The following is a 23202-nucleotide window of genomic DNA, read 5'->3' as shown; positions in this document are numbered from 1 at the left end:
TTTCTTGTTGGTTTTCTCTACAATGAGGCCACGTTTAGTTCCGGTCTGATTATGCCAATTTCGTTGCTTGCACGATTACGTCAATACGGACGCTGGGTATTGTTTGCTTGGTGTGTGTCATTGCTTGGTCCACTTGTGGTGCCAACACAGCCTGTCGTGCAAAACGATTACGTGGTATTGCGTGTTTGTACTCTGATGAACGGTGTCCAGTTTATCAAAGTACCCCTTTCTGAGTTTTCTGACACCCAAGTTAAGGATCACATTGGCCAGTTACACGCCAGTTGCAAGTGTGGCTTAAATGTCGATCATTTATCGATTTTAGGGGCAGATTACTCCGTTGCAGCGACGCCTTTTGTGCCTGTTCGCTGGAGCGAACCCTATAGTGGGCACGTTATTGCGACTTTCGATGCTCATTATGACCCGAGAGCCCCGCCATTCTTTTATAGCTGAATTTGTTTTAACCATTAATCCACTATAAGAGAATGTATTATGTCTTCACGTTTTTTAACGACTGTTGCGGCAGTTGTTACCCTTTGCGCATCAAACCTTGCTTTAGCAAGTGATATCCAACTGAGCAATCCTGCGGTGCGTGCTATGCCGCCAGGTGCGCCAGCGAGTGGTGCCTACGTCACTTTAACGAATCACTCCGATCAAGATCGTTATTTAGTTGCGGCAGAAAGTGATGTGGCAGATGCCGTAGAAGTGCATTTGAGTGAAATGCAGGGTGACACCATGAAAATGTACCAAGTGGAGCAAGTCTTGGTGCCTGCTCATGGCCAAGCGCAACTCAAACCTGGTAGCTACCACATTATGATGATGGGACTAAAAAAGCCTTTGAAAGCAGGCGATCAGGTGGTATTTACCTTGGTCATGAAAAATGGCGAGCGTTTACCTCTGACCGCTCCAGTATTATCGCCAGAAGAAATGACACAATATATGCCAGCAGGTATGAAAATGAAGTCTATGGATCATTCGAAAATGAACCATGGTAATCATAAGAAAATGGCAGAAGGCGAGCACTCTAGTCATCACTAAGTGAAGTTCTTAGGCTAGGCAGATGGGACCTCTCTGGCCTAGCCGCCAATCATTGGGCGCGTTATGATCAGTGCTCCTTAAATTGCTCTCACCTTAAAAGGAGTGCTTATGAGTCGTCATTTTATCCTAGGTTATGGCAGCCTGATCAGTTCTACTAGCCGTGCAAAGACCGGTGAAACTGGCCAAGTATGGCCTGTTAAACTGAAAGGGTATGAGCGAACTTGGTCAGTGATGTCCCAAGCACTGGGCATGAGCTCTGTGGCGGTTATTAAAGCATCCGATAAGGCCTGTAATGGGGTGCTAATTGAGGTGGCAGAAGACCAGTTTCCATTGTTTGATGAACGCGAACATGGTTATGAACGCGCACAAGTCTCGCGTGCACAGCTTCACTCTTACCATGAAGAAGAATTACCTGAAGGCACCTATTGGGTATACCACACCAAAGAAGTGGTCACGCCTTGCCAGCATTACCCCATTGTCTTGAGTTACGTTGATGTGATCTTGTCGGGTTGCTTAGAGCATGGCGATCACTTTTTGCATGACTTTTTATCGTTAACCCAAGGTTGGCGTGCGCCGCTGGTGAATGACCGACGTGCTCCGGTGTATCCAAGAGCACAAACTGAATTATCGACAGAGCGCTTTAGTCATTTACTGGCGCCTGTTTCCACTTTGACTTTAAATGAGTTAGCTATCACTTATGACGCTTAATCCCCCCAGCTTATTGCTGGCGCGCAACGAGGCGCAGTTTACGGGCAATGTACTGTTTGCCAACCCTGAAGACACTTACCCGCAGACACTGATGTCACAAGCGAACGTTTATACTTGGTGTCAATCTAAAGCGGTGGACGAGCAATTGGCTCGTGTTGGCCTGCCAGACGAGCAACGTCATTTCGGAGCAGAGTGGGATGCAGGACGAGTCGAAGCGTTCGACCATGTCATCATCTATCAGCCAAAGGCGAAAGAGTTGCTTGATTACCTGCTTGCGGCCACCTTGCCACACCTTAAACAAGGTGGACAGCTTTGGTTGGTAGGAGATAACAAAAGTGGCGTTAAATCGTCCGTTAAGCGTTTAACAGCACCACTGGAAGAGGTGGGTAAGGTCGACAGTGCTAAACACTGCTTGCTGTTTAATGGCTATCTTCGTGGTGAAGCGAAGCCATTTGCGTTAAACGATTGGATTACCCGTTGGCAAGAAGACGTTGCAGGTCAGAGCTTTACTCTGTGCAGCATTCCTGGTGTTTTTGGTCATGGCAAGCTGGATAAAGGCACTGCTCTGTTACTAGAGCAACTGGAACAGCATCGCTTTATGAGTGATGTGGCCAATGCCCGTTTACTGGATTTTGGTTGTGGGGATGGGGTCATCAGTATGTGGTTGCATAAACGGACTGGGGCGAACATCAGTGCCTTGGATGACTCTGCTTTGGCGATTAAAGCGACTGAGCTGACTTTTTCAGCCAATGACGCCAGCGAAGCTCTGACTTTAGTGCCTTCAAATGGTTTATCTGAGGCGAAGGGCCGCTTTAACTATGTGATCACGAATCCGCCATTCCACACGGGGATTAGTACGGACTACTCCATTGCCGAGCGCTTCTTTATTGATGTGAAGAAACATCTAACGCTGAATGGCGAACTATTTGTCGTGGCTAATGATTTCCTGCGCTACCCGCCATTGATCGATGCGGCATTGGGCAAGCATCAAACGCTTAACAAAGGTCGTGGATTTGCGGTCTACCACGCTCGTCAACAAAAGCCGTAGATAGCGGTAACCAACGCATAAGGGAAACGAGACAGTATGAGCATCCAAGGATGGGAGATATCAGCACGCACCGCCGGTTATGGTGTCGCCGTAGGGTGTGTGTGCTTTTTGATGGCTCTGATTCCAGGACTTGATGGCTTATCGGTTGTGTCTGCGTTGGTGTATTGGTGTGTGTGCGCCTCCTCTTGGGCGAAAATTAATCCTCGTAATAAGCGTCAAATCGGCTTTTTACTTGCGGTTGGGACGGTGGCGTTGCTGGTCGCTGTGCCCACTGATGTATCCATTCCTGCCATACACTTACTGGAAGGTAATTTAGCGATTGTGGCAATGCTGACCGGTGTTTCATTCCTCGGTTTATTGCCCGATACGCTGAAATCTCAAAAACCAGTCTTGGCTAGCCGTGGAGTGTTTAGCACCTGGGCAAGTGTGCAGTTGCTTGGAGCAGTCATTAATATGTCTGCTGTGTTTGTGGTCGGTGACAAGTTACAGCGACTGTCGTCGCAGATGTCGTCTGCTCAATTCTCAGTGCTGATTCGTGCGTTGACCAGCGCCGGATGGTGGTCGCCGTTCTTTGCTTCCGTTGCAGTAGCGTTATCGGTTGCTCCGAATGCGCAGTTTCATCATTTGGCGATGATTGGCTTGCCAATCGCGGTCTTGGCCTGCGTCATTTCTTGGTGGGAGTTCAAACGACGTGACGTTTTAACTGGTTTTGTCGGGTTTCCTCTGACATTGCAGTCGCTCACGTTTCCTGTTGTGTTGGCCATCTTGGTACTGTTCTTCCATTACTATGTTTTGCCTGATGTGGCGATCTTATCGATCGTAACTCTCCTGAGTCCGGTGTCGGTGATCCTTTGGTTATGGTTACGGGGCGGGCCTCGTCAGACCAAGCAACGCTTGCAAAATCATGCCGACATCCGTTTAGCGAATATGGCGAACGAATTGTCCCTGTTTCTGGCGGCAGGTTTCTTAACCACGACGGTGGGCTTGGCTTTAAAAGGGTGGCTAGGGGAAGGGTGGTCGTTGTTCGATCAATTTGGCTTCTTCGAAGCTTATCTGTGTTATCTCGCGATCTGTGGCATTGCATTATTGGGACTGCATCCGATCGTTGGCATCTCCCTAATGAGTTCGATGGTGCCTTACCATGATGTGAACAATACTTTATTGGCTTTTGTCTCACTTTGCGCTTGGGCGGTGGGGACATCTATTAGTCCGTTGTCAGGGATTAACCTTTCTATATCCGGTAAGTACGCAGTGGATAACTATCAGCTGGCGAAGTCAAACTGGTGGTATGGCGCGGTGATGTCTTTTTGGGTCGCTGTTGCGATGTTGATTCTTTCCAGTGTGCTACCGCTGTGATGGTTAATATGTTTATACATGTAATTTATTTTTTAATGTGATCCGATTTTTGATTTGCTACGTACAAGGCGGATTTTTCATCAGCATATGACTGGGTGTCAATCTTAATGCACATTTTAAGCTAAATGCTAACAATCGGGGATAATTCTCAATTCACTTCCCACTTTCCTGAAAATGGTTTTAACTCTAATGAAGTTGTTAAACAAAAATCTTAATTTTCAGGGAGAACTAAATTGCCATGTTACTTTTAACAGTGCTGTTTTTTGTAATCGGTATTGTGTTAACAGTCGGCGGTATTTGGTTGTTGGCGCTGGATGGTAGCCTTTACTATTTGATCGCAGGTGTGGTGTTTCTGCTCGTTGCGATGACACTTCGTAAGAGACGTACACTTGCCAACATTTCCTACGCGGCTTTGTTGTTAGGCACACTGATATGGGCCTTGTGGGAGTCGGGACTAAGTTGGTGGCCTCTGGCAAGCCGCATGGGCGCATGGCTCGTATTGGCCTTGCCGTTGTTGATATTTGCTCGCAATCGCCTTTCCGTAAATCGATTGTTACTCCCTGTTTGGGCCATTTGTACAGTGGTAACTCTTAGCCCATTAGCAATGGATGAGCCTACTGCCGTGAAAGGCACCATGGCTGAAAAAGTAGTGACACCGTCGGCGGACATTGGTTTTCAGGAAGATGACGAATGGCAGGCTTATGGGCGTACAAACTTAGGCCAGCGCTTTTCTCCAGCCAATCAAATTACAACCGAAAATGTGACGGATCTTGAGCTGGCTTGGGAATATCAAACCGGTGACCTGAAAGGTCCGAATGATGTCGGTGAAACCACTTACGAAGCAACACCTCTTAAGATTGGTAATGCTCTATATATCTGTACGCCGCATAACTGGTTAATCGCACTGAACGCAGATACAGGCAAAGAACTTTGGGTTTATGACGCCAAAGTGCCTGCTGATAGCCAGCGACAACACCAAACCTGTCGTGGGGTTTCCTACCTTGCACCAGAAAATGATACGGCAACGAATATCGTTGAACCTGCTACACAACCTGCAGAAACGCTTGCAAGCATGCAATGTGATGCACAGCTTTTCTTGCCAACCTCTGATGCGCGTTTGATTGCCGTTGACCCTAAAACGGGGGCTCGTTGCGCAAACTTTGCCGACGACGGTGTGTTGGATTTGATGCATAACATGCCTTATACCCAATCAGGTTATTACTACTCAACTTCTCCCCCATTGGTAGCGGGTGGTCATGTCATCGTCTCAGGGTCAGTGAATGACAATTACGATATTAATTCCCCATCGGGTGTCATTCGTGCCTACGATGCGAAAACGGGTACCTTACAGTGGAATTGGGACGCCGGTAACCCTGACGAAACGGCTCCGATTGGAGAAGGCGAAACGTATGCTGTCAGCTCTCCGAATAGCTGGTCTGTGGCCAGTGCCGATGAAGCATTGGGTCTAGCTTATTTCCCGATGGGCAACCGTACTCCGGATCAGTTGGGGATGTATCGAACTCCAGCGGAAGAAAAATACGCGACCTCGGTGGTGGCGCTAGATCTTGAAACGGGTCAGGTTGAGTGGGTACAGCAATTTGTGCATCACGACCTTTGGGATATGGATACCCCTGCTCAGCCCGTGCTGTTGGATCTAAACACAGATAAAGGCGTTGAACCTGCGTTGGTTGTACCAACCAAGCAAGGGGATGTCTATGTGCTGAATCGAGCAACAGGTGAAGCCATCTTCCCAATTACGGAAGAACCAGCTCCGCAAGGTGCTATTCCTGGGGACTTCACTGCGCCAACGCAACCGACTTCGGCTGTAACGTTTAAACCCGAGCCTCTGACCGAAGCGAAAATGTGGGGCGCGACGCCAATCGATCAAATGTTGTGCCGCATCGAATTCAACAGTTTGGATTACGAAGGACGCTACACGCCACCTTCTGAAAACGGTTCGATCATTTTTCCGGGTAACTTCGGGGTCTTCAACTGGGGCAGTGTAGCGGTCGACCCTAGACGACAAGTCATGTTTGGAATGCCGCTTTATCTAGCGTTTACCTCTAAGTTGGTGGCAAAAGGTGGTCAAGATCTTGGCGCGACTAACCAAGGTGAGCAAGGTGTCAACGAAAATGCAGGCGCTCCTTACGCGGTAGAAATGGGGCCCTTTTTATCGCCATTAGGTGTGCCTTGTCAGCAACCGCCTTGGGGTTATGTAGCCGGTGTTGATTTGCAAACCGGTAAAACCGCTTGGCAGCATAAAAACGGCACTATCGAAGATCTAACCCCGTTGAAACTACCAATCAAAATGGGTGTACCAGGCATTGGTGGGCCGATTATCACCGACAGTGGCGTCGCCTTTATGGCAGCCAGTGTTGATAATTACCTGCGTGCTTACGATGTCAAAACGGGTACCCAATTATGGCAAGCGCGTCTTCCGGCAGGCGGACAAGCCACACCGATGACCTATATGAACAGTCAAGGTGAGCAAATGGTGGTTCAGGTAGCGGGCGGTCACGGCTCTATTGGCACCACTATTGGAGACTATGTTGTCGCCTACAAACTTGCTAAGTGATTGTTTTGTTTAATGAGTCATTTGAGAAGCTCGGCTTAGATGTCGAGCTTTTTATTACTTAATTGTTTTATTTTCTTGTTCTAATAAACTTTAAGTTATAACGAAACTGCTTTTAGAAAGACCATTTAAGTATTGGAGATACAAGTAATGTTTCTCTATTATGCCCGCCTTAACAGTGGCCAAAAGCTGCGAATCAATTAAATATAAGCTGGAAACATCAGTAATCATGACGAAACCCACTCCTTTGGCATTATTGCCATTGCTTCTCTTTTTAGTTCTTTTCGTTGGTAGCGGCCTTTGGTATCAAAGCCAAGGTGTCGACTTCGCCTTTTACCAAATTCAAGCACCAGTGGCGATTCTGCCTGCCTTAGTTATGGCGATTCTTCTAAGTCGCGGTGAACTGAATAAGCGTATTGATACCTTTATGAAAGGTGTCGGAGATCAGACCATCATCACTATGGTGCTGATTTACTTGCTTGCCGGTGCCTTTGCCAGTGTGGCGAAATCCATTGGTGGTGTTGATGCAACGGTGAACTTTGGTTTAAGCATTATTCCCACAAGCTTTATTTTACCTGGCATCTTTATTATCACCGCTTTTGTTGCGACGTCGATGGGAACCTCAATGGGTACCATCGCTGCGATTGCCCCCATTGCGATTGGTGTCGCAGAGGCAACTGATCTGCCTTTATTGACAACCGTTGGAGCCGTGATCGGTGGCGCAATGTTTGGTGATAACCTGTCGATTATTTCCGATACCACTATTGCCGCTACTCGTACGCAGGGCTGTGACATGCGTGACAAGTTCCGCATGAACTTTAAGATCGCACTGCCCGCTGCGATACTGGTACTAATTTGGCTATATTTCCAAGGCTCTGAAGCGCATCTTAGCGAAGTCGGTGATTACGATTTATGGCGAGTGTTGCCATATGTGGCAGTATTAGTGCTAGCGATTTTAGGTGTTAACGTCCTGTTGGTGCTGTTCGCTGGCATCGTATTGGCCGGAGGCGTTGGCTTAGCTACTATGCCAGATTACAGCGTTGCGAATTGGTCCAAAGATATTTATGCCGGTTACACTGGTATGCAAGAAATCATGATCCTATCCCTGTTGATCGGTGGTTTAGGTGCACTGATGAAATCTCAAGGTGGCTTGGACTGGATCGTTCAAAGTATTGAACGTATCAGCGGTGCCTTGGGCGCAAAAGATGGCTCTCAACGAGCGGGTGAGTTCAGCATTAGCACCTCAGTCGCTCTAACGAACCTATGTACGGCAAATAACACTGTATCTATTCTGATTAATGGTTCGGTCGCAAAAGACATTGCCAGCCGTTACAACGTTGATCCACGCCGCAGTGCTAGCTTGCTGGATATTTTTGCTTGTGTTGTTCAGGGCTTGATTCCTTATGGGGCCCAAATCCTATTGGCTTCTTCCATGGCTAAAGTCTCGCCGTTAGAAGTGATCGGCCACGTACAATACAGCTGGGTGCTCGCTGTGGTTGGTTTGCTATCCATCGTCTTAGCTTGGCCGAAAAACCGCAGCGTGTAACAACGTCATAATATGAAAAACAAAAAAGCGCTTCAGGTTATCCTGAGGCGCTTTTTTTAGGCGTGTACAAACAGGCCTTTAGGGAGGAAGGTTTTACTTTGCCGTGTAAGCACCTGAAACATTACGGTCGGTTGCAGACCCTGTTGCGTAGTCGGCAATCGCTTCGCCTTGTTTCTCCCAGCGCTCTTGCTCTTCTTGCGTCGCTTTTGGTGAGAAGACACCAATTTGAGCGTAGATTAAGCCGAGTACTGGTGAAATCCAACATGCGAAGGCAAGTGGGATGTACAACAAGTTTTCGAAGTTACCATTACCGATGCTTAGACCTAGTGCGCCGATAACAAATGCACCGCCCGCGTTCCAAGGAACCAGAGGAGATACTAAAGTACCGCCTTCTTCGATAGCGCGAGATAGGTTTAAGGTTGAGTATTTCATGCCACGGTAAACCGGTGCGTACATACGACCTGGTAGTGCGATAGATAGGTATGGGTCGCCTGCGACTAGGTTTGTAGCAACCGATGTAAGTGTTGCTGAAGACTGGATGCCACGGAATGAGTCAACTTTAGACATGATGGCGCGGATGATCGCTTCAAGACAACGTGTTTTCTCAAGTACACCACCGAAGCCTAGAGCGATTAGGATCAATGAGATGGTCCACATCATAGACTGGATACCGCCACGGTTAAGTAGGCTGTTGATCGCATCTGAGCTGGTTTGAATAGAGTAACCACTGTTTGCGTACGTCAGTACATCGTGTACGCCAGCGCCTTGTGTAAACATGGCAACCGCAGCACCAGTTAGTACACCAGCGAACAAAGAAGGGATCGGCGGCATGCGTTTCACGGCCAAGACGATAACCACTAGAGCTGGAAGTAGTAACCATGCAGAGATTTCAAAGTTGTTTTGTAGAGATGTAGTGATAGCATTGATACGCTCAAAAGATGCATTGTTGTTATCGATCAGCGTGAAACCTGCGATCAGGTAGATCACCAAAGCTATTAGCATGGATGGGACCGTTGTCGGCATCATGTTTTTGATATGCGAGAACACATCTGTGCCAGTAACCGCTGGCGCAAGGTTTGTTGTATCAGAAAGAGGAGATACTTTATCGCCAAAGAATGCACCCGAAACAACGGCACCCGCTGTCCAATACATTGGGATTTCAAATCCGGCGCCAATACCCATTAGCGCAAGACCCACTGTACCAACGGTTCCCCAAGAGGTACCCAAAGATAGCGATACAACAGAACAAAGGATCATGGCAGCCGCTAGGAAAATCTGCGGCGACAAAATGGTAAGTCCGTAGTAAATCAAGGTTGGAACTGTACCAGAAGCGATCCAAACCCCAACGATCATACCGACTAGAATCAATACTGAGACTGATGGCATGGAAACGTGAATAACGTGGAAGATGCCTTCCTCAATGTCCTTCCAGCGCAGTCCTTGTTTGATCCCCACCAGAGCCGTAATCGCCAAGCCAATGGCTAAGGGAATATGCGGAGTGAAATCACCAAAGTAGAAGATTTGTACGCCTAGTAAAGCAAGGGTAAGAATGACGGGCAAAAGAGCTAAGCCGAGGCTTGGCATATTCGCCGTACGAGAAGAGTTTGTCGCCATAGTATGTTCCTGTTTCTTTTGTTTTGTCTTATTTTGAAAAATCGTCTGAACAGAAGACGTCTTTTCTATAGCTAACGTTTTAGCAGGAAGATTTGTTTAATTCGCAAACAGCTCGTAATAACTTGTATGAACAATGTGAAAGGCAAAAATACTGTTTTATGACAGGTTTTCGTACGGTTTTTTAATAAAAGCACGAGATCCTTACGATTTTTTTGAATGAGATGATGCGTATAAATACGCTGATAGTGAAAAAAGGCATACTTAGAAAGTGATGTCTTTGAAAAGCAATGCACCAGAATAAAACTTTTATTTGTGTAAATGAGCCCGTCTATCGGAGTTGTCTGTAGCCTAGGTATGACATGGGCCGAGCTACGGGACTAAAACGCACAATAATGGCTCGTTAACAGACGACATTGGTGCGCTATGGGATGTTTACTGGATTAACCGTGCTGAGTGATTAACAAGAATGTGGTTGCTTTGGTCCATTATATTAAAAGTCAGATGCATCCTGTCATTATATTCGATACAAGTGTAAATGGCTGTTTATATTTCTTGTTTGTGTTTACATCTTGTTTATATGTAGTCGTGGTTTTTTCTTCCGCGCTTGGCTCTTATGTTTTTTGCAGTGACTTGGTATAGTTCTTTCAAAGGTGGTCCGATCAACCCCTCTTTAACAGAGGGGAAACGATAATAAAAACCTATCTCCTCTGACCGTTTAAGTGCATATTCTATGTTAATGTCCGACATTAAAATTCTCGTGGTTGACGACTCGAGCGTGACCCGAGAAATGCTACAAAGTTATTTCGCCGAGGAAGGCTACTCTGTGTCTACGGCAGAGACTGCCGAAGCGGCTGAGACGCTGCTCAGCGAGCATGAATTTGACCTCGTATTACTAGACATCCGTTTACCTGGTAAGGATGGCTTAACGCTGACCCGCGAACTGCGTTCTCGCTCAGAGGTTGGCATTATCTTAGTGACCGGTAAGCAAGACGAAATAGATCGTATTATTGGCCTAGAATGTGGCGCTGATGAATACGTCAGTAAGCCCTTCAATCCTAGAGAAATCCTTGCCCGTGGCAAAAACTTAATCCGTCGTGTTCACCTACAGCGCAGTCTCCACAAACCTGTGGAGGAGCCTGTACTTCGTACAGTAGGGACTTGGCAGCTAGATACGGCACGCCGTGTACTCATTAAGTCGGATAAAAGCATCAGCCAATTAACGGAAGGGGAATTCCAGTTACTGAGTGCTCTACTGGAAAACGAAGGGGTGGCGCTGACCCGTGATCAATTGATGGATCGAATCAAAAACCGCACATGGAATGCGACGGATCGTACGATTGATGTTTTGATAGGTAGGATACGCCGTAAGTTGGCGGAAGACCCTCAGTGCCCTGCGTTGATCATTACCGTCCATGGAGTGGGGTATTTGCTGAGCCCTTCGCCTCAGACTGATATGCCATGAATCGCTGGCTTTCTTCAGCAGCATTCACGGCTGTTGGGCTGCTTATGTCGGTCACGGTGAATGTCTTAGCGGCAGATGTGACGCCGTCCACTCGTCCCGACTTGCAAGGCTTGTCGGTGCGCCTTTGCGGTAACCCTGCGTATCCTCCTGTGTCATGGATTGCCCCAGATGATCGTGTTCAGGGGGTAAATGCTGCGGTGATCAGAGCGTTACTAGAGCCCTTAGGTGTCAAAGTGGATGACCTACAGAACAGTAACTGGCGCCGCTGTTTAAAAGAAGTTGAGCTTGGTAATGTCGATATCATTTCAGGGTTTCGAACGGAAGCGCGTCAGGCATATATGAGCTTTCTTGAAACGCCTATCGTTACCGAATCCATCTACTTGTATTATCCCGTTGATGCTCCCGTACCATTCTTCTCTTGGGAAGATTTATCTGGGTTACGAGTAGGAGTGCTGATGGGCGATAGCTTTGGCGATGGGCCGGATGAGGCGTTGCGCCGTTACCCAGAGCTAGAGCAAGTTTCAACCCAAGATCAGAACTTACTAAAGCTGGCGGATAATCGACTGGATGCTGTGCCGATGGGGAAACTGTCGGGCCAATTGCAAATTGCCTCTTTAGGGCTACAAGGCAAGATCGGCTATACCGCAACGGATGTGAGTGATTACTGGTACGTTGGGGTGTCCAATCGATCTCCATTGCATGACTGGCTACCAGAGCTTAATGAGCGCTTACGGCAGCTGCTTAAATCTCCTGCGCTGATTAATAGTCTCCTGCAAAGGCAGCAGGCACTGTATTTAGAGTCGGAACAACGTCAACAAAAGGGCGCTCCTTAGATGAATAACTCGCCTCGTTTATCCTTGTTTTCTCGCCTGGTGCGCTACAAGCAGAATCGCCCACTCGCTTATCGCATCTTTATCAAACTCTTGTCTCTTAGCTTATTGCTGGCGCTGATTTCCACCAGCATTCAGGTTTACAACGAATACCGTCGAGAACGTGCGGCCATGCAGCAGCAAACGGATTACATCACGTCTTCTCATATTGAAGGGATTCGAAAAGGGTTGTGGGACCTAGACAGCGAGCAACTGCTACTGCAGCTTAAAGGCATTATGAACTTCTCCAATGTCAGTGCGGTGACCTTGCACTCTGAAGATTGGCAAGACGACATTGTTGTGGGGCATCCTCCAGCGCAAGCGTCCTCTGACTATGGTACGACATTTGCGATTTATTATATTGATCGTCAAGGGCAGCAAACGGATCGCTTATTAGGAGAGTTAACGGTTTATCACGACATGGCTGCGATTCAATCACGCCTGCTGCGTTCGGCAATCGAAATTGCCATGTTCCAAAGTATTCTAGTGCTGATTAATGGACTGGTTTTGCTATTAATCGTGCATTTTATGGTGACTCGTCACTTGGAATACATGTCCAGTTATACCCGCTCGATTGGCGCGGGGAATCTCAAGCTCAAATTAGTCCTGCCTCACAAAACAAAACTTGAGCAGGACGATGAAATTGATGCGGTGGTCAGTGCTATGAATGATATGCGCGAGGCGATTTTGGCGGATATCAAACAGAAAGATCGCATCGAGGCAGAGTTACGTTTCCACCGAGATCAGCTGCAAGAGCAAGTACAGCGTCGGACCCAGCGTCTACAACATGCGAAGGAAGCGGCAGAAGAAGCCAATGTGGCCAAAAGTCAGTTTTTGGCCACCATGAGTCATGAAATTAAAACACCACTGAACGGTATTTTGGGCATGGTGGAATTGCTGCAACGTGCCTCGCAGCCACAAGATAGCCAAGAAAAACTGGCGGCCATTTATCAGTCTGGTGAAGCGCTGTTGGAGATACTCAACGGCCTATTAGATTACGCTCGCTTAGAAGAGGGCATGTATAGCCCCGAAATCTTGCCATTTTCTATCGGTGAGTTAGTCAACTCCACTTGCTTGCTGTTTTCGGCTCAAGCAGAGCGGCAGGGAACCCAGATAAACATTCGCATCAGTGACGAACTGGACGAGTTTTACCAAGGTGGCGCGGGCGCGGTACGTCAGATTCTGTCGAATTTGGTGTCCAATGCGATCAAGTTTACCGAAGGGGGACAGGTCACTATCAACGTGCAGCCTGCTAATGAAGACCCTGAGCATGCCGCAGGGGTATTGTTTGAAGTTGAGGATACTGGCATCGGTATCCCTGAAGACTACTTGGTGCATATTTTCGAGCGGTTTAGTCAGGCGGATGACAGCATCACAAGGCGTTTTGGCGGTACAGGGTTAGGGCTGGCTATTACGGCGCAATTGGTGCGTTTGTTAGAGGGTGAAATTGGTGTGGAAAGCCGTGTTGGCCATGGTAGTGTCTTTTGGTTTTATGTACCGCTTGCCAAGATTGATGCCTTGCCTGTGATGACAGGTCATACAGCCTCCAGTGACGAAGAGCCTCTGGCACCTATGAAGATACTCTTGGTTGAAGATACGCCAATTAACCAAGCCGTCACCATGGAATTACTCAAGCAAGATGGCCACAGTGTGGCGCTGGCGAAAGATGGCCCTGAAGCCCTGACTTGGGCGGCAAAGGAGTCCTTTGATTTAATCCTCATGGATATCCATCTGCCAGGTATGAGTGGCTTAGAGGTGGCCGCACGAGTTCGCGCTGATGCTGGTTTAAATGTGCATACTCCAATGGTGGCATTAACCGCCAATGTCCAGCCAAGTAATGTCAAAAAGTGCCATGATGCGGGTATTTGGGCCGTGATCCCTAAGCCTTTCAGTCGCGATGTCTTGCATCAGGTGATGCGAGCACAAACGACAGAGACCATGACGTTGCCTGTTTCAAATACCACGGATGAGTTGTTGGATATGGCACTGATACGCTCCCACTTCACGGCACTGGGTAAGCAGCGTTTAAGTCATCTCGTGCAGTCTTTTGAGCGCGCTCTGGATCAAGGTATCGATGAGCTTCAAAAAATGAACGTTGAGAAGGACCATTACGAGTTGGCGGAAATTGCCCATCGCTTGGCTGGGGATGCTGACGCTGTTGGCGCCCAAGCCGTGGCTCAGTCATTACGAACCATTGAAGTGCTGTCTAGCGAAGGGGCGAATCGTGATTATGGGCAAGATATCACCGCGTTGTTGCAGGTTTATCAAGCCACGTCTGAGGCTTATCAGCAACTCTTCGAATCTCACTCAGCTTGACCGTTTGTGTAAACTTCGTGCAAGATGATTTGGGTAACGCTTTTGTCGACTGGAAGCGATTATAGTCAATGGTCCTCTGGGTAGCGTAGCCCAGACATACTATAAGAAGAATGCATTATGGATCAGTCGACAAAAACGGGTATTTTCTACGGGCTTACAGCGTATGTATGGTGGGCGATCGCGCCGATTTACTTCAAAGCCGTATCTGACATTGGAGCGCTAGACATTCTGGCTCATCGTGTTATTTGGTCATGCGTTATCGTGATGCTACTGATTGCGGCAATGGGCAAAGTAAATGTACTTATAAATGTCATTCGTTCTCCTCGAAAGCTTCTTGCTCTTTGTGCCTCGACGGCGCTAATTGCAGTGAACTGGGGAACATTTATTTACGCTATTAATAGTAACCAGATGCTGAGTGCGAGCCTTGGTTACTATATCAATCCTTTGGTCAGTATCATTATTGGCATGGTTTTTTTTCAGGATAAACTAGATCGTCCGCGCAAGCTGGCTGCCGCCTTGTGTGTGGTTGCCGTTATCTTTGAAATTACGCAATTTGGTCGTCTTCCCTGGATTAGTTTAGTGCTGGCTGTGAGTTTTGGAATCTATGCTTTAGTAAGAAAAAAACTAGCAGTGGACAGTTTTACTGGCATGGCTTTGGAAACAGGGTTAATGCTTCCATTGGCAGCATTGCAATTACTGTGGTCATCAGATCCGCAGAGCAATATGCTGAATAATGACTGGACAATGAATTTGCTATTGGTCGCAGCTGGACCTGTGACGATGGTGCCTTTGATGTTATTTGCCGCTGCGGCGAATCGTGTGAGCTTAATTACCCTTGGCTTTTTCCAGTATATTGGCCCAAGCGGTATGCTTATCTTGGCTGTCTTTGTTTATGGCGAAGCTTTTTCGAGTGAGAAGCTGATTACTTTTGCTCTAATTTGGAGTGCTCTGGTGATCTTAATTGTTGACTCGATTTACAAGCTACGAAAGCGTCCAGAAGTCGTAGCGCCCGCTGCATAAAAAAGCCAACACATAGTGTTGGCTTTTGTGGGAAAGCAGTTTGAATGTCTGAAAATTAAGCGATTACGTCTGTCTCAGATTGTTGCTGCACACCGATTAGGTAGTCACCTGTTGCATCAGGATTAGCGTCAGATGCGGCGATAAAGTAGGTACCTGACTCTTCGGCAGTAAATGACAATACGCCATTTTCATTTCCTTCCTCTAGGGCAAATTCAAGCTCGCCTTCACTATCCATCACCGATAGCTGTCCGGATTCTAGCATATCGCTTTCTAGAGATACGTCGTAAGTCATTCCTGCTTCTAGAGACGTTGCGAACCAGTCTTCATCGCCGCCGAAGTCAAGAGTACTCTCAACTGTGCTTCCTACATCAAGAAGGCTGGTCGTCAGAATATCTGCAGAGATATCATCTTCCCCAAGCTCGGGAATCTCAATGGCGTCGTCTTCAGCTGTGGTTAGTGCAAGTGTGTAGTCACCAGTCACTCCACCAGACAAATCCGTTGCATCAAGGAAGAAAGAGCCAGACTCTTCTGCAGTAAAGCTGATTTCGACCGAGTCGCCAGTAACATTGAAGTTATTCTCGATCGTCTGACCTTCTGCATCACGTAGCACTAGTGCTGGGATTTCTGCATTCTCAGCAGAGAATGTCATGGTGTAATCTGTCCCAGCTTCTAGGTCCATTGCGAACCAATCAGAATCATTAGCTTGTTCAAATGTGCCCTCAACTTCTGCATTAGCAGCTAGAGCGCCAGCTGTCGTACTGTCAGCAGCTAAGTCTTCTGCAGTGGTTTCGTTATCGGCTTCGCCATCTTGAGGTACTTCCGTTTCCTCAGCCGGATCCGTCTCCACATCATTGTCTACCACTGTATCGGAGTTTTCATCTACGACCGTGTCTGAGTTATCTTGATCCACTGTTTCTTCTACTGTATCGGTATTGTCCTCTGCTTCAGAGTTTTCACCGGCGATGACATCTGAACCATCTTGGTTAGCAGTGCCATTTTCTGTTTCAGAGTTATCTGCATCAGCTTCTTCACCAGCGATAACGTCAGAGCCATCTTGATTGGTCGAGTCGTCTTCAACAGGTGATTCTGAATCGCCTTCAGTGTCAGCGCTGCTTTCTTCTGTTTCTGTGTCGTCTACTGCTTCGGTATCTTCATCAGCGATGACATCAGTGCCGTCTTCTACGTCTACTTCATCTTGAGATGTGCTGTCTTCGCCTGAGATTACTTCGGAACCGTCTTGGTTGGTCGAATTGTCTTCTTCTAGGTCTGTATCTTCATCAGTGACTGGCAAGCCATCTTCTTCTGAATTATCGTCGTTTTCGTCTACAGGATTCGTTTCAGAGCCGTCCTGTGGTTCCTCAGTTTCATCCACTGGATCTGTGTCAGAACCGTCTTGTGGTTCCTCACTAGTGACACTGATGTTGTAGGTGCCCGAAGCCTCGTCTTCAAGATCAGAGAGATCTAAGTAAAAAGTGTCTGACGCAGGGGCTGTAAAGCTTAATGTTGTGCTGTCATCTTCTTGAAGATCGCTAGCGATTCGCTCTCCGTTTGCATCACGTAGTACAAGATAAGCAGAAGAAAGGTCGCCGCTAGTAATGTCAAATGTATATGTAACACCTTCTTCTAGCTCGATTGAATACAGGTCATTTTCCATGCCAGTGCTAATGCTTGCTTCTAGAGGTGTATCAAGCTCTAGTGCGGTCGCGTTGCTACCATAATTGTCTTCGGTCGTTTCTTCCTGTAGCTCGAATAATGCCTCCAGTCCATTTTGTGCAAAGTAACGCACAATTTGACCAGGCGGTAAGCTATCAAGAATCTGGGCAACGCCATCTGAAGTAAGATTTTGTTGATATAGGTTAGTGAGTAAAGATTCCGGTGTACTCAAATTACCTTGTGTAATAGTGTCAAAAGCATTGCCCTGATTCGAAAATTGCTTTTCAGATTTCATGAAGACCTCCGTCCTAAGTTTGGTTTCAGAGTGCTAAGCGTTAAGTTATTTGCTTGCACGCCATCCAAGGTAGAGGATTCTGTTCCAAGAGGGTGTCAGGTGATTGTTAAGGTTCGGAAAAGCTAGAATCTAAAAAATTTACGTATGAAAAGAGTCAATGTAAATCCACTGTTATTAAACTTATGTTTATTAAGTTTATGATTTATATGCTTATTTAGGGTTTTAGATCTGCCTTATTTCTCTTTTATGCTGAATTATTAAGCTTGAGAATTGTTCTCAAATAGATTTGGGTTGGATAGATATTGCAAGCACTACGACTTTACTCACCGCAATGCTTGATACAATCTTTAAGAAAACAACATTAACTTCATCGCTGCGATGGTCGACATAATGCGAATCAACCATTTAAAGTGAGCTGGCTTAACGTGCTTCAAGAAGTGATAGCCGATAACGGCACCAACGAGTAACCCTGGTATGGCGTAGGCACTGATGGTAAGACTTTCCTGTGTTAGTAAGCCAAGGCTTAAATACATGGGCAATTTCACTAGGTTGATAATGAAGAAAGCCCAAGCTCTGGTGCTGACGTAGCTGTCTTTACTGAGCTTTTGTTCGAGCAAAAATAAGCTGAACAGCGGCCCCGCAGCATTGGCGATCATACTGACTAAACCACCAGCAAAGCCCATAGAGTAGGCGGCAATTGGTTTTTGCATAAAGGTTGCCGGACGTGCATCCAGATATAAGCCCAGTGCAATCATGGCAATGATGATGCCACCCAGCAAAGCGACGAACTGATCGGCATTAATACCTGATAACAGTTGCGCTCCGACAAACACGCCCAAGAAACCTAAGGGTAAAAAGCGTGCCAGAACAGGCCAAGAAATATGTTTGCGATAACTGTAAACGGCCATGATGTCGGTAATGATATAAAGCGGTAACAGCACCCCAAGTGATTCAGGTCCCGGAAAGGCAATCATGACGATTGGCAGTACCAGCAGCCCCATGCCGCCGACAGAGAATTTAGAGAAGCCGGTGATTAAACCAGCGATAAACATCACCACTAATGCGGTTGTCACAATGGTCCTCCTTGTTGATTCGAAAGTGTTACTTGATTGGCTATAGAATAGCGCCAATAATGAAATAAAAATAATTTCATTTTTTGATTATCATGAAAGGAAAAGTCAATCATGAAATTGGATCAGCTAAGAGCGTTTATCGCTGTAGTAGAAAGTGGTAGCTTTCGTGCTGCGGCGGAGGCCATTCATAAAACGCAGCCCAGTGTCAGTGCCGCCGTCAAAGCGTTGGAAGAACAGTATGGTATTGTGCTGTTGGATCGTGACAGCTATCGCCCAACTCTGACGGCTCAAGGTAACGCATTTTTCAAACAAAGTAAGAAGCTGTTGTTGCAGGTAAATCAACTTGAGCATTTAGGACATCACCTCGCCCAAGGGGAAGAGCAACAGCCACTCAGGCTTTGTATCAGTCAAATGAGTTTGACCGAGCCTATTGTACAGATATTAAAGGACTTCGAAGAGGCTCACCCTAATATCGCCCTTGAGCTGACGACCGACCACTTAAACGGCGTGCAAGAACATCTCATTAAAGGCAAGTCAGACATTGCTATCGGACCAAGCTATGGCCTTGATGATCGACATATTTTTGTCGAAGTGGGAAAATTGGAAATGACCTGTGTTGTTCATCCTGAATTACTGCCCGAGCTTCAAGCAGGTGCCCAGAAGGTGAAGCAACAAGCGCTCTACTCGTTACCCCAGATCCTGGTCAGTCGAACAGCGGAAGATCAAGAACATCGCTTTGTTCTGCCAACAGGGAAGCGCTGGCATGTGAACGATTTCCAAGCGAAAAAGACCTTGATTCAAGCAGGTATGGGTTGGGCGCGTATGCCTAACTACATGATCAAAGATTCTTTAGAAGAAGGGCGTCTGGTGCGTATGGATGTCGAGAACTTCAGTTCCCACAGCCAGTTTCCCGTATTTATGATTCGTTTACGCAACCAAACGCTTAGTCACGAAGCCAATGTGTTTTGGCGTTTTGTTAAAGCGGCGCTAAAACCTTCTCTGGAGTCTTAGAAGCGAGGTCTTCTTGCTGAAATACCGTACTGATGATGGCTGCCAGATGAGCGCCAAAGGCAGGATGAGGAACTGGTGCCACTGACAAGACAATATCCACCGCAGGCAAGGGGGGCAATGTGTGATCTTGGAGAGTTGTTAAGCCATCAGAGACACTTGAGACGGCCATGGCGCTGATTCCAATGCCGCGTTTCAAAATGCTCTTGATTGCGGTTGCACTGGAGGAACTGGCCATTAAGGTGTAGGCGCGAGCTTGTTTCTCCATGCCATCAATGGCAGCACTGTGAAATTTACAATCGGGTTCATACAATACCAATGGCAGTGGTGTCACATTCATGTCTTGGCCACCATGCACCCAGACACCTTTGTCATGCTTTAACAAATAGCCTTCTTCGGCATCGGGTGCGCGCGTTAAAATGGCGACGTCGACTTTGCCTTGGTCCATCATCAAACGTAGCTGTGTACTACAGTCGCAGACCACTTTTATAGTTTGTTGTGGAAGCTTCTGACGAATCAGAGCCACTACGTCAGGCAGTACAGACTCTGCGTAATCATCAGGACAGCCAACAATCAAAGGTCGATGCTGCACAGAATGTTTGAAGTGGCTAATGGCTTCATCGTGTAGTGATAAGATGCGTCGTGCATAACTTACCAGCTCTTGGCCCCGCTCTGTTAAAGCGACATTTCGGCCACTTTTAGAAAATAACGCTTGTCCGGTTTCTTCTTCGAGCTTTTTCATCTGCATACTGATCGCACTTTGCGAACGGTAGGTTTGCATGGCGGCTCGTGTGAAGCTGCCAGTATCGACAAAGGCGACAAAACTGCGTAATGCATCAATATCCATGGGCTGTCCACTCATTAGAAAAACGAAAGTAATTCATTAAAACTATTCGTTAGTCAAATGAATAGCAAGGGCGCACAATCAAATCTCTTCATACCACTTGCTAAGGAATTGCCCACATGAAACTGATCATTGCCAACAAAAACTATTCGTCATGGTCCCTACGCGGTTGGCTCGCGCTGAAAGCATTCGGCGTCCCATTTGAGGAAATCAAGCTGTCGCTTTTCACAGAAGACTTTTACAACACCTTATCTTTGTATAGTCCTGTGCAGAAGGTGCCAGTATTGGTCGATGGTGATTTGAGTGTATGGGATTCCTTGGCGATTGCGGAGTACGTCAATGAGACCTATTTATCAGGAAAAGGCTGGCCTGCTGAGCCGAAAAAACGCGCATTAGCCCGTTCAGTGGTTGCTGAAATGCACAGTGGTTACAGCGCCCTGCGCAATGAAATGCCGATGAATTGTCGTGCGAAGCGCAAAATCGAACTGTCCCAAAGAGCACAGCAAGATCTCGAAAACATCAGCCACCTATGGGAAAAGCTGAGATCGCAGCATCAAGACCAAGGGCCGTATTTGTTCGGCGAGTTTAGCTTGGCCGACGCGTTTTTTGCACCGGTTGCCTTTCGCTTCGTCACCTACGGCATTGAGTTAGAAGGTGTCGCTAAAGACTACCATCAAGCGATGCTTAACCACCCTGCGATGCAAGAGTGGTTAGCGGATGCTTTGACTGAAACCGATATCGTCGAAGAAGATGAAGCCGGCGAGCCGGTTTAACTAGCGCTACACCTTCAGTCAGCCTCATAAACAGGTGCTTATGAGGCTTTTAGGGTTACTCCTAGTAACGTTTAATGATCAACGAGGTGTTGATTCCGCCGAAGGCAAAATTATTACTCATAATGTAATCGGTCTCGATTGAACGACCTTCGTGCATAATGTAGTCCAGTTTGCCACAAGCTTCATCGACATGATCAAGGTTAACGGTTGGACAAAACCAATTGTTGCGCATCATCTCAATGGACCACCACGCTTCTAATGCACCACAAGCGCCTAAGGTATGACCGGTATAGCTTTTCATGGAGCTGATCGGAATGTTTGAGCCCATAACCGCCTCAGTAGCATTTGTTTCTGCGATATCACCACGATCTGTCGCTGTGCCATGAGCGTTGATATAGCCAATTTGAGAGTTGTCTAGTTGAGCATCGGCTAGCGCCATTCGAATGGCTTCTGCCATGGTATCCGCATTGGGTTGGGTTACATGGCTGCCATCAGAGTTGGTGCCAAAGCCGACAATCTCTGCGTAGACTTTTGCTCCACGTGCTTTAGCGTGTTCGTATTCTTCAAGTATTAAAGTACCACTGCCTTCTCCGATAACTAGGCCATCGCGGTCACGGTCAAATGGGCGAGGCGTCAGCTCAGGTGTGTCATTTTTTGTGCTGGTCGCATAAAGTGTGTCAAATACAGCAGCTTCAGTAGCACAAAGTCCTTCGCAACCGCCTGCCACCATGGCTGTTTGCATGCCGTATTTTATGGCTTCGTAAGCAAGACCAATACCTTGGCTACCAGATGTACACGCGCTTGAAGTGGTTAATACTCGCCCTTTTAGTCCGAAATACACACCAATGTTTACTGGTGCCGTATGCGCCATCATTTTTATGTACGAGTTAGCATTGAGACCATCTGCCGAGTTATTGGTCAACATGTTGCCAAAGTCAATAAACGAACGGGTATCACCTGCTGAGGAGCCAAATGCAACGCCCATTTTGCCACTACCAAGTAATTCTGAGTCAAGCAATCCCGCATCTTCTAAGGCAAGCTCTGTACTGTAAACCGCCATCTGTGCTACACGTCCCATGCTACGTAAGTGTTTGCGTGTGTAGTGCTTTGGCATCGTGAACTCCATGACAGGTCCTGCGAGACGTGTATTAAGACCATCGTATTTTTCCCAGTCTTGCATGTGCACGATACCCGTTTTTTGAGTTCTCAGATTGCGTTCTACTGTTGGCCAGTCGTTGCCAATTGGAGAAAGGCCAGCCATGCCTGTTACTACTACTCGTTTCATTAGAACATACCGCCGTTTACAGAGATGACTTGGCGTGTGATGTAGGCCGCATCTTCGGACATTAAAAAGCTTACTGTGCCCGCTACTTCGTCAGGGGAACCAGCGCGTTGCATGGGGATCATTTTTAGTGCTTCATCGACCAAAAGGTCATCAGTCATATCTGTTTCAATAAAGCCAGGTGCTACACAGTTTACGGTGATCTTACGCTTTGCCAACTCTACTGCTAAGGCTTTGGTTGCACCAATAATACCTGCCTTGGCTGCACTGTAGTTGACTTGTCCGCGGTTCCCCATTTCTCCTGAAACAGAAGACAGGGTTACAATACGTCCAGGTTTACGACGGCGAATCATAGGCATCGAGACCGGGTGTAGAACATTGTAAAAGCCATCTAGATTGGTACGTAATACTTCGTCCCACTCATGACCCGGAATGGCCGGGAAGGCATTGTCACGAGCAATACCAGCATTGCAAACAACACCATAATAAGCGCCATGATCTTCCATGTCCTGCTCAAGAGTTTGGCAAGCTAGCGCTCGGTCACTGATATCAAATTGCAGCACGCGGGTGTTTCGTCCCATGGTTTTGATTTGCTCTGCCACTTGCTCTGCTTCCGTTACGTTGCTGCGACAATGCAGCACGATATCGTAGCCATCTTTTGCTAGTCGAAGGGCGATGGCTTTACCGATACCTCGGCTTGAGCCTGTCACTAAAACAGTATTACTCAC

19 protein-coding genes are annotated in these 23202 nt (G+C 47.2%); 13 read left to right on the top strand and 6 right to left on the bottom strand.

Annotated elements, in window-relative coordinates; all coding sequences use genetic code 11:
- Positions 1–51: 51 nt before the first annotated feature.
- From ACXAC1_RS05620 to ACXAC1_RS05590, 7 genes are all read left to right on the top strand, one after another.
- On the top strand, positions 52–450 hold the full coding sequence (locus ACXAC1_RS05620) for a hypothetical protein (protein WP_475059720.1): 399 nt from the start codon (positions 52–54) through the stop codon (positions 448–450).
- Between the two features lie 39 nt (positions 451–489).
- Positions 490–1035: a copper chaperone PCu(A)C gene (locus tag ACXAC1_RS05615; protein WP_475059718.1), complete on the top strand. Its 546-nt coding sequence runs from the start codon at positions 490–492 to the stop codon at positions 1033–1035.
- Positions 1036–1143: 108 nt separating this feature from the next.
- Positions 1144–1743 (top strand): gamma-glutamylcyclotransferase family protein, encoded by a 600-nt coding sequence (locus ACXAC1_RS05610; protein ID WP_475059715.1) that lies wholly within the window; start codon positions 1144–1146, stop codon positions 1741–1743.
- The gene (locus ACXAC1_RS05605) at positions 1733–2791 is read left to right on the top strand and encodes a methyltransferase (RefSeq protein WP_475059713.1); all 1059 of its coding nucleotides are present in this window, start codon (positions 1733–1735) and stop codon (positions 2789–2791) included. Before ACXAC1_RS05610 ends, ACXAC1_RS05605 begins: the two co-directional genes overlap by 11 nt.
- Before the next feature lie 36 nt (positions 2792–2827).
- Positions 2828–4147: a hypothetical protein gene (locus ACXAC1_RS05600; protein WP_475059711.1), complete on the top strand. Its 1320-nt coding sequence runs from the start codon at positions 2828–2830 to the stop codon at positions 4145–4147.
- Positions 4148–4385: 238 nt separating this feature from the next.
- Positions 4386–6722, top strand: a complete 2337-nt coding sequence (locus ACXAC1_RS05595) for a glucose/quinate/shikimate family membrane-bound PQQ-dependent dehydrogenase (RefSeq protein ID WP_475059709.1) — start codon at positions 4386–4388, stop codon at positions 6720–6722.
- Between the two features lie 226 nt (positions 6723–6948).
- Complete coding sequence (locus ACXAC1_RS05590) at positions 6949–8265, top strand: Na+/H+ antiporter NhaC family protein (RefSeq protein ID WP_475059706.1); 1317 nt, start codon at positions 6949–6951, stop codon at positions 8263–8265.
- A 93-nt stretch (positions 8266–8358) separates the two neighbouring features.
- On the opposite strand, the gene nhaC is transcribed toward ACXAC1_RS05590, so the two are convergent.
- On the bottom strand, positions 8359–9879 hold the full coding sequence (nhaC, locus tag ACXAC1_RS05585; RefSeq protein WP_475059704.1) for a Na+/H+ antiporter NhaC: 1521 nt from the start codon (positions 9877–9879) through the stop codon (positions 8359–8361).
- Between the two features lie 730 nt (positions 9880–10609).
- Between nhaC and ACXAC1_RS05580 the strand changes: the two genes are divergently transcribed.
- The 4 genes from ACXAC1_RS05580 to rarD all read left to right on the top strand — a co-directional run bounded on the left by ACXAC1_RS05580 (position 10610) and on the right by rarD (position 15546).
- Positions 10610–11341: a response regulator gene (locus ACXAC1_RS05580; RefSeq protein WP_475059701.1), complete on the top strand. Its 732-nt coding sequence runs from the start codon at positions 10610–10612 to the stop codon at positions 11339–11341.
- Positions 11338–12174, top strand: coding sequence for a substrate-binding periplasmic protein (locus ACXAC1_RS05575; protein WP_475059699.1), 837 nt, complete (start codon positions 11338–11340; stop codon positions 12172–12174). Before ACXAC1_RS05580 ends, ACXAC1_RS05575 begins: the two co-directional genes overlap by 4 nt.
- Entirely contained in the window at positions 12175–14526 is a 2352-nt protein-coding gene (locus ACXAC1_RS05570; protein WP_475059697.1) for an ATP-binding protein, read from the top strand. It begins immediately after the preceding gene.
- Between the two features lie 117 nt (positions 14527–14643).
- On the top strand, positions 14644–15546 hold the full coding sequence (gene rarD / locus ACXAC1_RS05565) for an EamA family transporter RarD (RefSeq protein WP_475059694.1): 903 nt from the start codon (positions 14644–14646) through the stop codon (positions 15544–15546).
- A gap of 55 nt (positions 15547–15601) precedes the next feature.
- On the opposite strand, the gene ACXAC1_RS05560 is transcribed toward rarD, so the two are convergent.
- Together ACXAC1_RS05560 and ACXAC1_RS05555 are read right to left on the bottom strand one after the other, a co-directional pair.
- The gene (locus ACXAC1_RS05560) at positions 15602–17494 is read right to left on the bottom strand and encodes a hypothetical protein (protein WP_475059692.1); all 1893 of its coding nucleotides are present in this window, start codon (positions 17492–17494) and stop codon (positions 15602–15604) included.
- Between the two features lie 347 nt (positions 17495–17841).
- On the bottom strand, positions 17842–18567 hold the full coding sequence (locus tag ACXAC1_RS05555) for a sulfite exporter TauE/SafE family protein (RefSeq protein ID WP_475059689.1): 726 nt from the start codon (positions 18565–18567) through the stop codon (positions 17842–17844).
- Positions 18568–18678: 111 nt separating this feature from the next.
- Between ACXAC1_RS05555 and ACXAC1_RS05550 the strand changes: the two genes are divergently transcribed.
- Positions 18679–19578, top strand: a complete 900-nt coding sequence (locus ACXAC1_RS05550; protein WP_475059687.1) for a LysR family transcriptional regulator — start codon at positions 18679–18681, stop codon at positions 19576–19578.
- On the opposite strand, the gene ACXAC1_RS05545 is transcribed toward ACXAC1_RS05550, so the two are convergent.
- Entirely contained in the window at positions 19544–20422 is an 879-nt protein-coding gene (locus ACXAC1_RS05545; RefSeq protein ID WP_475059685.1) for a LysR family transcriptional regulator, read from the bottom strand. The genes ACXAC1_RS05550 and ACXAC1_RS05545 overlap by 35 nt on opposite strands.
- 116 nt (positions 20423–20538) lie before the next feature.
- On the opposite strand from ACXAC1_RS05545, the gene ACXAC1_RS05540 reads away from it, so the two are divergent.
- A complete protein-coding gene (locus tag ACXAC1_RS05540; protein ID WP_475059683.1) occupies positions 20539–21192 on the top strand; it encodes a glutathione S-transferase family protein in 654 nt (217 codons plus the stop codon).
- A 61-nt stretch (positions 21193–21253) separates the two neighbouring features.
- Here the strand turns inward: ACXAC1_RS05540 and ACXAC1_RS05535 are convergent, their stop codons facing one another.
- Together ACXAC1_RS05535 and fabG are read right to left on the bottom strand one after the other, a co-directional pair.
- Entirely contained in the window at positions 21254–22477 is a 1224-nt protein-coding gene (locus tag ACXAC1_RS05535; RefSeq protein ID WP_475059680.1) for a beta-ketoacyl-ACP synthase, read from the bottom strand.
- On the bottom strand, positions 22477–23202 hold the full coding sequence (fabG, locus tag ACXAC1_RS05530; protein WP_475059678.1) for a 3-oxoacyl-ACP reductase FabG: 726 nt from the start codon (positions 23200–23202) through the stop codon (positions 22477–22479). The genes ACXAC1_RS05535 and fabG overlap by 1 nt, the downstream gene beginning before the upstream one ends.

The organism is Marinomonas sp. AWM4_232 (genome assembly GCF_056158325.1).
Note: the sequence above shows the minus strand (reverse complement) of the source record. Positions and strands in the feature narration are given on the sequence as shown.

Coding starts and splice junctions, on each gene's coding strand:
- ACXAC1_RS05575 (WP_475059699.1), top strand. CDS start 11,338: ATGAATCGCTGGCTTTCTTCAGCAGCATTCACGGCTGTTGGGCTGCTT.
- nhaC (WP_475059704.1), bottom strand. CDS start 9,879: ATGGCGACAAACTCTTCTCGTACGGCGAATATGCCAAGCCTCGGCTTA.
- ACXAC1_RS05615 (WP_475059718.1), top strand. CDS start 490: ATGTCTTCACGTTTTTTAACGACTGTTGCGGCAGTTGTTACCCTTTGC.
- ACXAC1_RS05580 (WP_475059701.1), top strand. CDS start 10,610: ATGTTAATGTCCGACATTAAAATTCTCGTGGTTGACGACTCGAGCGTG.
- ACXAC1_RS05620 (WP_475059720.1), top strand. CDS start 52: ATGCCAATTTCGTTGCTTGCACGATTACGTCAATACGGACGCTGGGTA.
- ACXAC1_RS05590 (WP_475059706.1), top strand. CDS start 6,949: ATGACGAAACCCACTCCTTTGGCATTATTGCCATTGCTTCTCTTTTTA.
- ACXAC1_RS05535 (WP_475059680.1), bottom strand. CDS start 22,477: ATGAAACGAGTAGTAGTAACAGGCATGGCTGGCCTTTCTCCAATTGGC.
- ACXAC1_RS05600 (WP_475059711.1), top strand. CDS start 2,828: ATGAGCATCCAAGGATGGGAGATATCAGCACGCACCGCCGGTTATGGT.
- ACXAC1_RS05550 (WP_475059687.1), top strand. CDS start 18,679: ATGAAATTGGATCAGCTAAGAGCGTTTATCGCTGTAGTAGAAAGTGGT.
- ACXAC1_RS05545 (WP_475059685.1), bottom strand. CDS start 20,422: ATGGATATTGATGCATTACGCAGTTTTGTCGCCTTTGTCGATACTGGC.
- ACXAC1_RS05605 (WP_475059713.1), top strand. CDS start 1,733: ATGACGCTTAATCCCCCCAGCTTATTGCTGGCGCGCAACGAGGCGCAG.
- ACXAC1_RS05540 (WP_475059683.1), top strand. CDS start 20,539: ATGAAACTGATCATTGCCAACAAAAACTATTCGTCATGGTCCCTACGC.
- ACXAC1_RS05595 (WP_475059709.1), top strand. CDS start 4,386: ATGTTACTTTTAACAGTGCTGTTTTTTGTAATCGGTATTGTGTTAACA.
- ACXAC1_RS05560 (WP_475059692.1), bottom strand. CDS start 17,494: ATGAAATCTGAAAAGCAATTTTCGAATCAGGGCAATGCTTTTGACACT.
- ACXAC1_RS05570 (WP_475059697.1), top strand. CDS start 12,175: ATGAATAACTCGCCTCGTTTATCCTTGTTTTCTCGCCTGGTGCGCTAC.
- rarD (WP_475059694.1), top strand. CDS start 14,644: ATGGATCAGTCGACAAAAACGGGTATTTTCTACGGGCTTACAGCGTAT.
- ACXAC1_RS05610 (WP_475059715.1), top strand. CDS start 1,144: ATGAGTCGTCATTTTATCCTAGGTTATGGCAGCCTGATCAGTTCTACT.